This is a genomic window from Corynebacterium sp. KPL1818, assembly GCF_000478135.1.
GTDB classification, from domain to species: domain Bacteria; phylum Actinomycetota; class Actinomycetes; order Mycobacteriales; family Mycobacteriaceae; genus Corynebacterium; species Corynebacterium accolens.
The window spans coordinates 735,595-748,769 of the sequence record NZ_KI515759.1 but is presented as its reverse complement, the minus strand read 5'-3'; the positions used below and the strand labels follow the sequence as shown (position 1 = coordinate 748,769).

General features: G+C 59.6%; 13 protein-coding genes. 2 read left to right on the top strand and 11 right to left on the bottom strand.

Annotated features, from left to right (window positions below; genetic code table 11):
* The 4 genes from HMPREF1261_RS09250 to HMPREF1261_RS12520 all read right to left on the bottom strand — a co-directional run bounded on the left by HMPREF1261_RS09250 (position 1) and on the right by HMPREF1261_RS12520 (position 2,802).
* Positions 1 to 906 carry a Dyp-type peroxidase gene (locus HMPREF1261_RS09250; protein WP_023030754.1) on the bottom strand — a complete coding sequence of 302 codons (906 nt, stop codon included), beginning with the start codon at positions 904 to 906 and terminating at the stop codon, positions 1 to 3.
* A gap of 668 nt (positions 907 to 1,574) precedes the next feature.
* The gene (locus tag HMPREF1261_RS13050) at positions 1,575 to 1,739 is read right to left on the bottom strand and encodes a hypothetical protein (protein ID WP_023030753.1); all 165 of its coding nucleotides are present in this window, start codon (positions 1,737 to 1,739) and stop codon (positions 1,575 to 1,577) included.
* A 16-nt stretch (positions 1,740 to 1,755) separates the two neighbouring features.
* A complete protein-coding gene (locus HMPREF1261_RS09245; protein ID WP_023030752.1) occupies positions 1,756 to 2,457 on the bottom strand; it encodes a YceI family protein in 702 nt (233 codons plus the stop codon).
* Between the two features lie 3 nt (positions 2,458 to 2,460).
* Positions 2,461 to 2,802, bottom strand: coding sequence for a hypothetical protein (locus HMPREF1261_RS12520; RefSeq protein ID WP_084538540.1), 342 nt, complete (start codon positions 2,800 to 2,802; stop codon positions 2,461 to 2,463).
* Positions 2,803 to 2,929: 127 nt separating this feature from the next.
* Between HMPREF1261_RS12520 and HMPREF1261_RS09240 the strand changes: the two genes are divergently transcribed.
* Complete coding sequence (locus HMPREF1261_RS09240) at positions 2,930 to 3,307, top strand: RNA polymerase-binding protein RbpA (RefSeq protein ID WP_005279221.1); 378 nt, start codon at positions 2,930 to 2,932, stop codon at positions 3,305 to 3,307.
* A 78-nt stretch (positions 3,308 to 3,385) separates the two neighbouring features.
* On the opposite strand, the gene HMPREF1261_RS09235 is transcribed toward HMPREF1261_RS09240, so the two are convergent.
* The 3 genes from HMPREF1261_RS09235 to HMPREF1261_RS09225 are packed head-to-tail and all read right to left on the bottom strand — an operon-like array spanning position 3,386 to position 6,420.
* Positions 3,386 to 4,285: a polyprenol monophosphomannose synthase gene (locus tag HMPREF1261_RS09235; RefSeq protein WP_023030751.1), complete on the bottom strand. Its 900-nt coding sequence runs from the start codon at positions 4,283 to 4,285 to the stop codon at positions 3,386 to 3,388.
* 14 nt (positions 4,286 to 4,299) lie between these two features.
* Positions 4,300 to 5,817: an apolipoprotein N-acyltransferase gene (gene lnt / locus HMPREF1261_RS09230; protein WP_023030750.1), complete on the bottom strand. Its 1,518-nt coding sequence runs from the start codon at positions 5,815 to 5,817 to the stop codon at positions 4,300 to 4,302.
* Positions 5,818 to 6,420: an FxsA family protein gene (locus tag HMPREF1261_RS09225; RefSeq protein ID WP_232208001.1), complete on the bottom strand. Its 603-nt coding sequence runs from the start codon at positions 6,418 to 6,420 to the stop codon at positions 5,818 to 5,820.
* A gap of 64 nt (positions 6,421 to 6,484) precedes the next feature.
* Here HMPREF1261_RS09225 and HMPREF1261_RS09220 point away from each other — a divergent pair, with 64 nt between their 5' ends.
* Entirely contained in the window at positions 6,485 to 7,300 is an 816-nt protein-coding gene (locus HMPREF1261_RS09220) for a precorrin-3B synthase (protein ID WP_232208000.1), read from the top strand.
* On the opposite strand, the gene HMPREF1261_RS09215 is transcribed toward HMPREF1261_RS09220, so the two are convergent.
* From HMPREF1261_RS09215 to tatC, 4 genes are read right to left on the bottom strand one after another with little or no spacing between them, the layout of a single operon-like run.
* The gene (locus tag HMPREF1261_RS09215) at positions 7,297 to 8,043 is read right to left on the bottom strand and encodes an SDR family oxidoreductase (protein ID WP_005279215.1); all 747 of its coding nucleotides are present in this window, start codon (positions 8,041 to 8,043) and stop codon (positions 7,297 to 7,299) included. The genes HMPREF1261_RS09220 and HMPREF1261_RS09215 overlap by 4 nt on opposite strands.
* Positions 8,044 to 9,165: a Xaa-Pro peptidase family protein gene (locus tag HMPREF1261_RS09210; RefSeq protein WP_023030747.1), complete on the bottom strand. Its 1,122-nt coding sequence runs from the start codon at positions 9,163 to 9,165 to the stop codon at positions 8,044 to 8,046.
* Positions 9,166 to 9,200: 35 nt separating this feature from the next.
* A complete protein-coding gene (locus tag HMPREF1261_RS09205) occupies positions 9,201 to 12,017 on the bottom strand; it encodes an RNA helicase (protein WP_023030746.1) in 2,817 nt (938 codons plus the stop codon).
* A gap of 21 nt (positions 12,018 to 12,038) precedes the next feature.
* Positions 12,039 to 13,148 (bottom strand): twin-arginine translocase subunit TatC, encoded by a 1,110-nt coding sequence (gene tatC / locus HMPREF1261_RS09200; protein WP_023030745.1) that lies wholly within the window; start codon positions 13,146 to 13,148, stop codon positions 12,039 to 12,041.
* Positions 13,149 to 13,175 lie beyond the last annotated feature (27 nt).

Genomic DNA, 13,175 nt, shown 5'->3' with positions numbered 1-13,175 from the left:
TTAGTGCGGAAGCTCGTCGAATTCGTCTAGCAAGTCAACGCTCGGGACGAAAAAGTTCGTCCCGGTCAAGGCCGTGGAGAAGTCCAGGATCCGGTCGTAATTGCCTTCCGGATCGCCGATAAACATATTGCGCAAACGCTCGTTGATATCTTCTGGGTCTTTGGCATACCCAATGAAGTACGTGCCCATCTCACCTGCGGCAAAGGAACCGAAGACCATGTTCTCGCGGTAAATATCTTCCTCGAGGTCATTGAGGGCCACGTGGGAATTGGAGGGCTGCGCATCCTCATCGAGCTCCACGTCATCGGCCTTGGTGCGCCCGATAACGCGTTCTTGCTCTTCGGTGCTGATGCCGCTCCATTTATCGAGGTCATGGGTGTACTTTTGCACGGTGACGTAGGAGCCGCGGGGATAATCGGCGTCATCGGCAAGCAGCACCGTCTCTAAAGCTTCCTCGGGGAGGGGATTGGCGGTGCCATCCACAAACCCCAGGAGGTCGCGCTGGTCCAGGTACTTGAAGCCCTGGGTCTCATCGACCACGGTGGCGGCATCGCCCAGCTGGCGCAGGACCTGGCGCGCCATCTCGTGGCAAAGGTCATACGTATTCGCGCGGAAATGCAGCAGGATATCGCCGGGCGTAGAGGGAGCCTTGTACGTACCCTCCAGCGGCTCGAACTCCTTGAGCTTGTCCGGGCGGGGAGCGCTGGTAAGGCGCGGCCACATAGACGCGCCAATGCCGACGACCGTATAAAGCTCGCCCTCATTGTGGCGGAAATTGACGGACTTGAAGGTATCGCTAAAAGCGGAGAGCATGTCCCGAGTGGCTTGCTCGCCGCCTTCCGCAATATCCAAGACCAGGAACAGGGCGGCGCGGGAAGGCTTTTTAACAACGCGTTGAATAGTCATGAGCTCCAGCATATGTGTTGGCTTTCGGCGGTGCACGTTTGGTGTCGTGTGCCGGCGTGGCTTGCTGGCGTGAGGCGTTGGCATGGTGTGATGCGTTGGCATGGTGTGATGCGTTGGCATGGTGTGATGCGTTTTTGCAAATAGTGATCCGATTTGGGCCGTTCGGAGGGCACTATTTGTCAATTTGGAACATACTGCGCTGTGAGTGGCTTGAACATTCTTGACTGACAGGCCTCGGCACGATGGGAGGGACTTTGACGGATCTAAAATGACATAATGTACATTATCGGACAATTATGGGGATCTGCAGGTTAAGCTGAGGTCGGCTTGAGTGTGCTTGGATTGCACGGGATCCCGCCTGCCGTATTCGCCGGTTCTGTCCGGAGCTTTGACCGCCCTGTTTGTTTTGGATGCGGCGCGCTAAGGCTTGCAGGTTCCGTGGTTAAGCTGGCCCAGACTTGGCCGAGTCGCCTTTGAGCGCCTAAGGCGAGCCGGCCTTTCGAATCCGCTTGGGCTTGCCTAGGGTGTCCGGCGAACCTCCCGACGGCCCAAACGCCCGATTGTGCGTACGGGCGCCGATAGCGGGACTTTCCTGCCGCTGCGTTAAGGCACTTATACCCTGACATTTAGTCACGGTGACGTTAATCAAAGGAGGAAGCCTTGGTCCTCTATTGGTTTTTATAGGCACTCCATAGCTGCCAGATGGTTAATACCGCCAGCAATGCTGCAACCGCAGTGACAATCCACATCTGCTGGACCGCAACGAAAATCGAGAAAGCTATGACGACTATGAGGCGGAACCACAGGGCGGAAATTAAACGTCGAGAATTCACGATGTAGTCCTAATTCTTAGTCCTTGTTCAGGGAGATGCGCAGGTTGATCTCGCCGTCCTCGGCGACCTTGGCCGCCAGCATGTCAGGCGTCTCCACGTTGTAGTCCAGGCGGTTGATCGGAATATCGCCGCCAATGACTATATCGTCACCGTCGCGCAGGACATCGAACTCATGGGTGATCTCCTGCGTCTTGTCCTTGATCGTGAGGTCACCAGTGAGCTTAACGGAGCCGATGGTGCCGTCTTCGGGGACATCGGCAAGCGAGGCGGGCTTGGTAAGCGTGAAGGAAGACTCTGGGAAGTCTGAAGTCTTAAAGAGCTTGGACTTCATGTTTTGGTCGCGGACCTTCTTGTCCGTGGTGAGGGCATCCATATTGACCGTAATGGTGGCGGATTCCAGCGTGGAATCGGAAATCTCCGCCTGGCCGGTGACCTCCGTGGTCGAGCCGGAGGTGGACGTCCTCTCCGCGGGCAGAACCTCATCGAAGGTAAAGCCCACCGAGGTGTGGTTATCGGCGCGACCCTTGGCCACGGACCAAGAACCGTCGAGCGGAGTCGAGGCTGCCTTGGCGCCATCGGCAGTCACGGGCTCCGTCTTGACGCCGCCGCTTTTAAAAAGCGAGTACACAATCGGGCCGATCGCTACGGCGGTAAGCACGAGGATTAAAACCACGAAGATGGAAACGACGAGTTTCCGGTTATAAAAAAGATTTTTCATCTACTATCGAAGTCCTTCTAAACGCCGAGCCAGCGAAACAAGCTCCTCACACAGACTGGAAAGCTCTTCCCCGCTCGCGCCTTCTTCTGCGGCGGTATGAATATCTTCTGCGGAACACCGCAATTCAAAAAGGCCGTCGCGCAAACCTTGCACTTTATCTGGGCTTAAGATTACTGCATCAGCAGGAATATCCGTGCCACTGACATTGTTTCTTTGTTCATAAGCACGCTGTTTGCACGAGGCGCTGCAAAACTTACGTGGTCGTCCCCTACCGCCTTGGTCAATATCCTTTCCACACCATTGGCAGGAACCGACATTGCTTTCACGACTAGCTGTACGGATCACTCGATACACTTTAGTCCATTAAACGGCGGGCTGGGAACAATACCGCGTGGGTGTTCGTTATAATTAATAGCTCTTAGGCGAAACTATCGCCGTCAATCAGGGATCTCTTTGAAAAGGATGATGTTGCATGGCAGATCGCGTACTCCGTGGCAGCCGTATGGGCGCAGTCAGCTACGAAACTGACCGCGACCACGACCTCGCACCGCGCCAGATGGTGAAATACCGCACGGACGATGGTGAGATTTATGAGGTGCCCTTTGCACATGAGGCAGAAATCCCTGAAGAATGGATGTGCAAGAATGGCAAACTGGGCCACCTCGTAGAGGGTGAAGGCGTGGAAGCTAAGCCCATCAAGCCACCGCGCACCCACTGGGATATGCTGCGGGAACGTCGCTCCATCGAGGAACTCGATGAGCTTTTGGAAGAGCGCATCAACCACCTGCGCTCCCGCCGTCGGACCGCTGCTCGCCTCCTCAAGGAGCAGGAACAGCAGAAGAAGTCTTAAAGGCTCAAGCGGAATTAATTTAAGCCCGTACCCTGACTGCCATTTTGGCACGGGGTGCGGGCTTAAATGCTGCCTAGATTACTTCTTCTTGGTCAGCTGGCCCACTTGGTGCTTGACCAAGTAGCCCAGCTCATTGGCCAAATTGGTAGCCCAGCCCACACCGTTACGGGCCTTCTGGCCGGCATTGTGAACGGAGCCGTATTTCACCTCGTGGTCCGCCAGCTTGGACACCTCGCCGGCGAAATCCTTCACCTGCTCCGCGCGGTGGGCCACGCCCCACTTGGTTACCTCGAAGAGGGAGTCCTTGACAAAGGAGCCATCCAGCTTGGATTCGCCGTACTCGCGCTCGGTGAAAGTGATGGGCACCTCGCGGATATCGTATCCAGCCTTGACCGCGCGGAAGGCCAAGTCCACCTGGAAGATGTAGCCGGCCTTGGACAGCTCATCAAAGTCGATGTCTTCCAACAGCTCGCGGCGGAAGGCGCGGTAGCCTGCGGTCATATCGGACAGGTCGGTGCCGAGCGCGAAGGAGATGTAGAGGTTGCCCAAGCGGGACAGGTACTCGCGGGATGCCGGCCAGTTAACGGTCTCGCCGCCTGGCACGTAGCGGGAACCGATGACGAGGTCCGCGCCCTTGTCAATCTCCTCCAGCAGCAAGTGCAGCTGCTCTGGGGCGTGGGAGCCATCAGCATCCATCTCACAAAGGACCTGGTAGTCACGCTCCAAGCCCCACTCAAAGCCGGCGAGATAAGCGCCCAAGAGGCCGCCCTTGCCCTCGCGGTGCAGCACGTGAATGTGGTCATCTTCTGCTGCGAAAGCATCGGCCTTCTCGCCGGTGCCGTCGGGGGAATTATCATCCACAACGAGGATGTGAACCTCTGGCAGCGCCTCGCGGACGCGGCCGGTAATCAAGGGAAGGTTTTCAATCTCGTTATACGTTGGGATGATAACCAGCGTCGCAGAATCAAGAGTGCTCACAGTAATTAATGCTCCTACTTTTCTTTAGCGCCGACACCGCGAGGTGTACGACCCAATCGGTTGGTACGCACGGCAATGAGTGCGCAGACGGTACCAATAATAACCATCAGCCACTGCATGAGCGAACCGTAGCGCACCGAAAATGTTTCGCCGGTTTTCAGCGGCAGGCTTTCTACCAGTGCCGCGGGCTCAAAGAGCTCCGAGGATTGGCTCACGCTACCGTCCGGGTGCACGAGTGCGGAGACCCCGGAGGTGGCCGCGACCACGACGGCGCGGTCGGTTTCGAGCGCGCGCAGCCTGCTCATGGCCAGCTGCTGGTACGTCATATCGGAAAACCCAAACGTTGCGTTATTGGTAGGTGTCGTCAGAATCTGCGCGCCGTTATTAACTGACTCGTGGAAGGCGTTGTCGAAGGAGACCTCGTAACAGGTCGCCACACCTACCGCGACGGAATTCATGGAGACCACACCGGGTCCATCCCCTGCCTTGAAATCCCCGGCGAGGTCGACGTAGTCCGAAAAATGCGCGAAGAAGTCCCGCATGGGCATGGTCTCACCGAACGGCTGCAGGTACTTCTTATAGTGATGGTCGCCCACGCCGTGGCCGGGGGTAAAGACTTGCATGGTATTGCGCGCGCCCACCTCATCGCGGGTGGCGGTGCCAACCAGCACTGGCGCGTCAATGGCATCGACGGCCCCGCTAATGGCCTGGGCTGCTTCCCCATCGCGGAAAGGATCGATATCGGAAGAATTTTCCGGCCAGATCACCAGATCTATATCGTCTTCGCGGCGGGCTAGCTTCTCCGTTTCCTGGACGTGATTATTCAGTACCGCGCGACGCTGCCCAGCGAAGTCCAGACCACTGCGCGGCACGTTGCCTTGAATGGCGGCCACCTTGGTCTCGCCAACCTTGGTATCTGCGGGATCGATGCCGCGCCCAGCCGCGAGTCCCGCAATGAGCGGGAGGATAAGTGCGGCGCCAGCGGCCACCTTTACCCGCCCGCCGCGCAGCAACAAGCCGGCCAGGCCGCAGGCGCACAATGCCGTTGCCACCGTAATCAGCGAGGTCCCACCCCACGGGGCGAGGTTGGCTAGGGGCCCTTCAATTTGTCCCCACGCCAGTTTGACCCAAGGGAAACCGCCAAAGGGCACCGAGGAACGCAGGACCTCAACGGCGAGGTATACGAAGGGAAAGACCAAAAATCCGTATCGCCACCGCGCCACAGCGGCCCCGAAGATACCTAAAAGGACCGCATATACCGAAAGCCAGATAGCAAGCGCCGCATAGGGCACGGTCCCAACCAACTCGCCAATCCACGGCAGGCTCAGCAGGTACAAGACCAACCCGTGCGTCACCGCCAAAAGCGCGCCTACGGATCCGCGCACCTGTCGCCCACGCCACGGCATCAGGCTCACATATAACAGGGCGATGCCAATAATCGCGCCCCACCACCAGCCACGCGGCTCAACGGCGGTAAAGGTCAGCGCACCAGAAATGCCCGCTATGACGAGGCGGGCGAAAAATACCGCCACTTATTTTCCACCCTGTGAGTTATCGTCGCCTCCGCGAGGACCGAAGTCATCAGGGTCCAGGTTCTCGGACCAGTTGCGCAGCTCTTCCTCATCGATTACCTCGTGGGAATCGCTCTGACCAGAGGACTGGCCAAAGGATTGCCCCGCTGCTTGCCCAAAGGAACCAAAATTGCCATAGCTATCGTGCTGTTGCGCCATGGGCGATGCCTCGTAAATGCGCACACCCATCTTCTCCACCTTGCGGTAGATGGATACGGCCATAAACTTTCGAAACAGCGACCGCGTTGGGGCGAAGATGAGCAGAATCCCCAGAAAACTGGTCAAGAACCCAGGCAGGGACAGCAACATGCCACCGGCCAAGGTCAAGCCCACGTTGCCGGCGGTTTTTCCTACGTTGTCATCGCGCACGTAGTAGGTCCCGTCACCGGCCTGCTCTACCTGTTTACCCATCAGCCGGCGCACCTCAATGCCGGCGATGGACATGCCAAAGAACATCGTGATGAACAGGGCAATGAGCGCCCAAAAGACGCCAATCCACTCGGCTACGGCCCAAAACGCTAGGGTTTCCGCCAGCATATAGAGGACGAGATATAAAAACGGCATAGCTTCCAGTTTAACGAGCATTGCTGACAATATGCTGGCAACACTCAGGCTACACTGGCAAGCTATGCATTACCCCGAATTTTTCCAGCATCCCGAGTCCGGCACTTGCCTGCGCCTGCACGTTGTGGGCGGTTTTACCAGCCCCAATGATTGGATCCATTTGGGTTATTGCGCGGCGCACTGGGCCGATGGCAGCGTCTATATCCGCCCCAATTCCGCCATCGAGTTGCGGGGAGTTACAGACAAGGCCCAGCTTGCGGCGGAGCTGGATAAGTTAGAGCTGCAGAGCTTCCACATTCCTATGCTGGCCTCTCCCCTTTCTGCCGCGGCGAAGCAGGCCGCGCGCGAGCTGGCCACGCACCTGAATACCGAACAACCCGGCTTGGAGTCGCTCGCGATTACCACTACCGACGACGATCTCCCGGCTTCTGCCACGCAGGTCAGCATGCGGCTGCTTGACGATGCCACCTTGGATATCATCCAGTCCCCCGCCACCAACAGCCCGACCGCGGGCCTCTCGCTTGCCGATGCCGCAGCCCACCTCCTTCGCCTCGGTGTACAAAGCACCGAGGCGAAGGGCACTGGGGCAAGTGGCGCGGAGCTTAACGCGGAGCCAGGGCCCATTGGCTGGCTGGACGAGCACCACCAGGCAGATGGCGTGGTCGACCTTGGCGCGGGCGTCCACCAAGGCGCCATCCCGGCACAGTTCGCGCAGCTTATCGGCCAGCTCGAGGTGGCCATCACCGTCACCCCGTGGGGTGGCTTAGTTTTTCACGACATCGCGGAGGGCGATGCCGAGGTCGTCCTCCGCGTGCTCGCCCCGCGCGGTTTCATCTTCGACATCAACTCGCCCCTGTTGCGGGAAGGCGAAGCCGACTAACGCGGCATGTGCCGCCACACGGGTCGGGGCACCAACCGCATAACCCATGCCAATGCTTGCAGCGCCCTTGGGATCCACAGGGTGTGGCTGCGCGCCTGACCGCGGCGGTCGTCGTTATCAATGCAGGCAACGACGGCATCGGCGACATCGCCTGGCCGCACCGATAGCGGGGCCGGTTTCATTCCTTGGGTCATGGATCCAATGACGAACCCGGGGCGCGCGGTAATCAGCCCGAGCCCGCTGCCGTGCAACCTATCCGCAAGGCCCTGGCAAAAAGCATCCAGGCCAGCCTTGGTGGAACCGTAGACATAATTGGCGCGCCGCGCCCGCCAGCCAGCGATGGAGGAAAAGGCCACGATATGGCCGCGCGGCATCGATTGCGCCGCCACCGTGAGCACGGAGACCTGGGCGGTGTAGTCGATGGTGGCGATCTGTGCCGCGTGGGCAGGATCGGTGTCCGCCCTATCTTGATCCCCCAGGATGCCAAAGGCGACCACCGTCAGTTCAATGGCGCCGACGCGTTCCTTGGCCTCGGCAAAGATCTGGCGGTGCTGGGAAAAGTCCTCCGCGTCAAAGGACAGCTGGTGGACGCTGCGCGCACCAGCGGCCTTTAGCTGGGAGGTAATCTCCTCAAGCCCGTGGGTCCCGCGCGCGGCGAGGACGATGTCGTTGCCGCGGGCCACGCGCTGGGCGATTTCGCCGCCGATATCGCTGCGCCCTCCCAGGATTAGTACGCCAGCCACTTAGCGCACTTCGCGTTCGACGACGTTGAGGGACTCGTAGCCATCCTTGGTAAGTACCACGATGTCCTCGAGGCGCATGCCCCACTGACCCTCCAGGTAAATCCCCGGCTCGATGGAAAAGGCCATGCCCTCTTCCAGCGCCAGGTCATTGCCCTCCATGATGAAGGGCTCTTCGTGGGTCGAGAGACCAATACCGTGGCCGGTGCGGTGGACGAAGTTATCGCCCCAGCCGGCATCGGCAATAGCCTTCCTAGCAACCCCGTCGATTTCTTCGGCCGTGCTACCGGGCTTGGCGGCGGCGCGGGCGGCCGCCTGGGCATCGTAAAGCACGGCATAGGCGTCCTGGAAGTCCTGCGGCGCCTGGCTGAGATCGCCGCCTACGACGTAGGTGCGGGTGCAATCGGAGTGGTAGCCGGAGGGCAAGGTGCCGCCGAGATCCACGACGACGGGCTCGCCCGCAGCCAGCTTCCGGTCGGAGAAGCTGTGGTGCGGATTGGCGCCATTCGGGCCGGAACCTACGATGACGAAGTCAATGATGGAATGCTCTTCGAGGATGAGCTTTTCCAATTCACGGGCCACCTCGGCCTCGGTGCGGCCGGGATGCAGGAGCTCGGGGACCTTGGCGTGCACGGCGTCGATGGCTTGGCCGGCTTTGCGCAGCTCCGCGATTTCCGCTTCGTCCTTGCGGGTAAACAGCTCCGCGAGCGCGTAGGTGGCAAGGACGTAGTCCGCCTCAGGCACGAGCCCCTGGAACTGCAAAATATGATCCGCCGTTAGGGATTGGCCCAGCGCGACCTTCTTGATCGACGCAGCGCCCTTGAGGGCGAGCTCGTAGGGATTATCGCCGTCATTCCACCCGCGCAGCTCCACATCCAGCTTGCCGACGGGCGCCGATTTAATATCCGTAATATCCGTATTCGGCGAGACGACCCACGGCGTGCCGCTTTGGGGAACGGCCAGCACCGTCAGGCGCTCATGGGACGATACCCACGAACCCGTCAGGTAGGCGAAATCGGGGCCGGTGCCAATCAGCAAAAGGTCAATGCCCTGCTGGGCGGCCGCTTCTTGCGCAGCCGCGAGCCGGCGCGAATACACTTCGGGAGAAAAAGCCTGAGTAGTCATGCCCCACAGTCTACTAGCCAGTAGGACGCGCTAGCTTAAGCCCCGATCGCGACGACCCCGCGCTGAATAGCGTCGATTGCGCGGCGCGCGTTGCGCTGGATCTGGCCATCGTAGCCAGTCTTGGCGATTTGCTGCAGTAGGTCCACGACCTGGCGGCACCACCGCACGAAGTCACCGGGGGTAAGCTCCGCTCCCGCTTCATTGGCCGCCGCCATGCAATAGCCCAAGGGCGCACCCGCCGACCACTGGTGAATGGCCAGCGCAAAGCCGGCTTCCGGCTCGCGCGTAGGCGGCAGGCGGTGGCGCCGCTCATCCGCGCTGAGCTCGGTATAAATGCGCCAGGTCGCATTCATGGCATCGGCCATGCGATCCGTTGCTGCCTCCGGCTGGCCCCCTGTGGCCTTCCTATTTTCAAAGCAGCACAGGGAAGCAACGCCGGCCAATTCCGCCGGATCCAGCTCATCCCAAATACCTCGCTTCAGGCATTGGGCAACGAGCAGATCGGATTCGCTATGAATCTTGGCCAGGCGCTCGCCTTCCTCAGTGATGACCGGCGTGCGATCGCTGCCCGCGCCAGAGAACTCGACATAGTCCATCTCCGCGAGCAGATCCACGATGCGTTCAAAGGTGCGGCCCAGCGTATCGGTCGCCTTATTCACCTTGGCCTGCAGCTTTTCGAGGTCGCGCTCGCGGCGCGCCAACTTCTGCGCCACCCCGGCCAGTTGCTCCCTATCGGTGGCGGGCCACTCGTGTGCAGGGTGCTCGCGAATGGCATCGCGCAACTCGCCCACCCGCTTATTTGGTCGCAGGCGTGGCTTCGACTTCATCCGCTTCGGGCGGTCAAACTTTTCGCGGCGGAAGACATCTTGAATGTACTTGGTATTGCGCCGCGGGTTCTTCCGCACTGGCTTCGGGATCTTTATACGGCCCAGCTGAATCGGCGGATTGCTAATACCAGTGGCATCGATGCGCCCTGACCACCCAGATTCCGTGGTCACCCACGGGCGAGGATCCTCAGTCTGGTTGGCCGGGGTGACCACCGCGGCAAGGGTGGGCCACTTCTTCCCGGCAATCGCAATGACATCGCCCAATTGCAGGCGGGCTAGCACCGCGATTACTTCCTGGGTGCGTTGGTGTTCCTTATCAACCTTGGATTGTTTTTCTTCTGCCGTTAGCTCGCGGCGCAACCGGATATAATCCATGAGCACCTCGGCGGGATCCTCGCCGTCCTTGGCTGGTGGTGCGAGGGCATCGACGGCATCGTCAAGCTGCTCCCGCAATTCGCGCACGCGATGCTCCGCCCGTTCAAGTTCACGGGTTTCTTCCACCACGGAGCCATCGGCCTGGAACTGCGCGAAGGACTTTTCCAGCAGCCGCAGCGAGTCCTCAAAACCAAGCATACCCAGCAGGTTAATGGCCATGTTATAGCCTGGCGCAAACGTGGAAATAAGCGGATACGTCCGGGTCGATGCCAAACCGGCGACAAAACGCGGATCCATGGCAGGTGCCCACTGCACGACCGCGTTGCCCAGGGTATCGATTCCACGCCGGCCAGCGCGCCCAGTCAGCTGCGTGTATTGGCCTGGCGTGAGGTCCACGTGCGCTTCACCATTGAACTTAATGAGCTTTTCGAGCACCACCGTGCGGGCGGGCATATTAATGCCCAAGGCAAGGGTCTCTGTTGCGAATACGGCGCGCACCAAGCCGCGGACAAAGAGATCTTCTACGATGTGACGAAATGCCGGGAGCATTCCTGCGTGGTGGGCGGCAAAACCACGGGAGAGCGCTTCGCGCCACCGCCGGAAATCCAGGACCTGCAAGTCTTCTTCCGGAATGCCCTCAACGCCGGCATCGACGATGGCCTTGATCTCTTCTGCTTCCTCTTGCGTCGTCAGCACCATCCTGCTGCGCAGGCACTGATAGAGCGCGCCATCGCAACCGGCGCGGGAAAAGATGAAGGTAATCGCGGGCAGCATATCTTGCGATTGCAGCACCTTCAGCACCTCAGGGCGCCCTAAGGGGCGGTAGCGATCTTGCGGCCGGGAGGAACCGGAACGCCCGCCCGCTTTACCATGAAATTCGCTGCGCCCTCCGCCCTTGTGGCGCGCCCTCGCGCGAAAACCCTTGCCGGATTTATAGTCCGCGCGTCCATCATCGCTATCGCCTGCCTCCAGGCGCTGAATTCGGCGCTCTAATTCGGAATTGACTTGCCCGCCGGATTCCGGCTCGAAAAGCGGGTAAATCTTGCGGCCCAGCATCATCCATTGATCGAGCGGGACTGGACGGTGTTCGGTCACAATGACAGAGGTATCGCCACGGACCGTGGCGAGCCATTCACCGAATTCCTCGGAATTGGACACGGTGGCAGATAGCCCAATGATGGATACGTGGTCCGCCAAGTTCAGGATCACTTCTTCCCAGACCGCGCCGCGGGAGGCATCCGCAAGGAAGTGGATTTCATCCATGACCACGTGGGTAAGCCTATCCAGCGCGGGCGAATCCGCGTAGATCATATTGCGCAGAACCTCGGTAGTCATGACGACGATTTCGGCATCGGCGTTGATAGAGACATCGCCAGTGAGCAGACCAACGGCATCCTCGCCGTGCTCTGCGACGAGGTCGTGGTATTTCTGGTTGCTCAGTGCCTTAATCGGGGTGGTATAAAAGCACTTCGTGCCGCGGCTTAGTGCCAAAGACACGGCGAACTCGCCAACGACGGTTTTACCTGCACCAGTAGGGGCGCAAACGAGCACCCCTTGGCCATTTTCTACCGCCTCACACCCCTGCACCTGGAACTCATCCAAGGGGTATGGGAGGCCGGCGGCGAAGGTATCCAGGTGAGTTTCAGTCATATCTCACAAGGCTACCCGTGCTTAAAGCACATCGTCGAAAAAGCCGCCTTCATCGGTAGGCCGGTGCGGCCCCTTGCGATACTCAGCCTGTTGCGAAGCGCTATCCGATGCCCCCTTTTCCGCGCGGACAGTCTGCGATGACGCGCTGGGTGCCGCGGGCTTTGGCGAGGCATACACGCCCGAGGGGGCATCGACAGGCGCGGGCCCGCCTACGCCCGTGGGGCCCTCATCAAGCGCGGACGCGGATTCATCATCGAGATCCATCCACGCAGGGCGCTCACGGTTCTGGCGTTTATCGTGAACGCGGCAGAACTGGAATGCAATCTCAATCAGCAACAAGAGGCAGGCGGACAAGACCACCATCGTGAAGGGATCTTGGCCCGGAGTCACGAAGGCGGCGAAGATCATCACGGCGACGATGATAATGCGGCGCTTGTCCTTGACGTGGTTATATTCCAAGGCGCCAATAAGGTTGAGCGAGACGATCAACAGCGGAATCTCGAAGCTGATGCCGAAGATGAGCAAGAGCGCCAAGAGGAAGTAGAAGTATCGCTCACCGGTTAATGCTGCTGTTTGATACTCGGCGCCGATGCCGATGAGGAATTCTAGGCCCACGGACAAGATGAAGTAGGCCAAGATGGCGCCCACCAAGAACAGGAAGACGGCCACAGCGACGAAGCTCAAGGTATAGCGGCGCTCATTCTTATGCAGCCCAGGGACGATGAATGCCCACACCTGGTAGAGCCAGACCGGGGATGAAAGCACCGTGCCTGCCAAGGTGCCGACCTTCAGGCGCAAAATCAGCATCTCGAAGGGGCTGGTGGCAAGCAACCGACACTCGCCGTCGTTATTGAAATTGGCCCGCTTATCTTCCGGCAAAGAGCAATAAGGCTCGCGCAGAATCTCTCCCAGCGGCGGAATCCGGAAGGGCGCCTGCTGGTACCAAATAAAACCGATGATCGCGCCGATGACCAAGGCCAGCAAGGAGATAATGATCCTTCGCCGCAGCTCTTGCAGGTGCTGCACTAAGGTCATCTCGCCCGTTGGGTTCTTGGGCTTGCGCGAAAAACCTCGCCGCTTGCGGCGCACGCGGGATCCGTGTTCACCGGCAGGGTTGGACTGTGAGGACATCAATTTGGCTCTTTCAACGCACAAGAG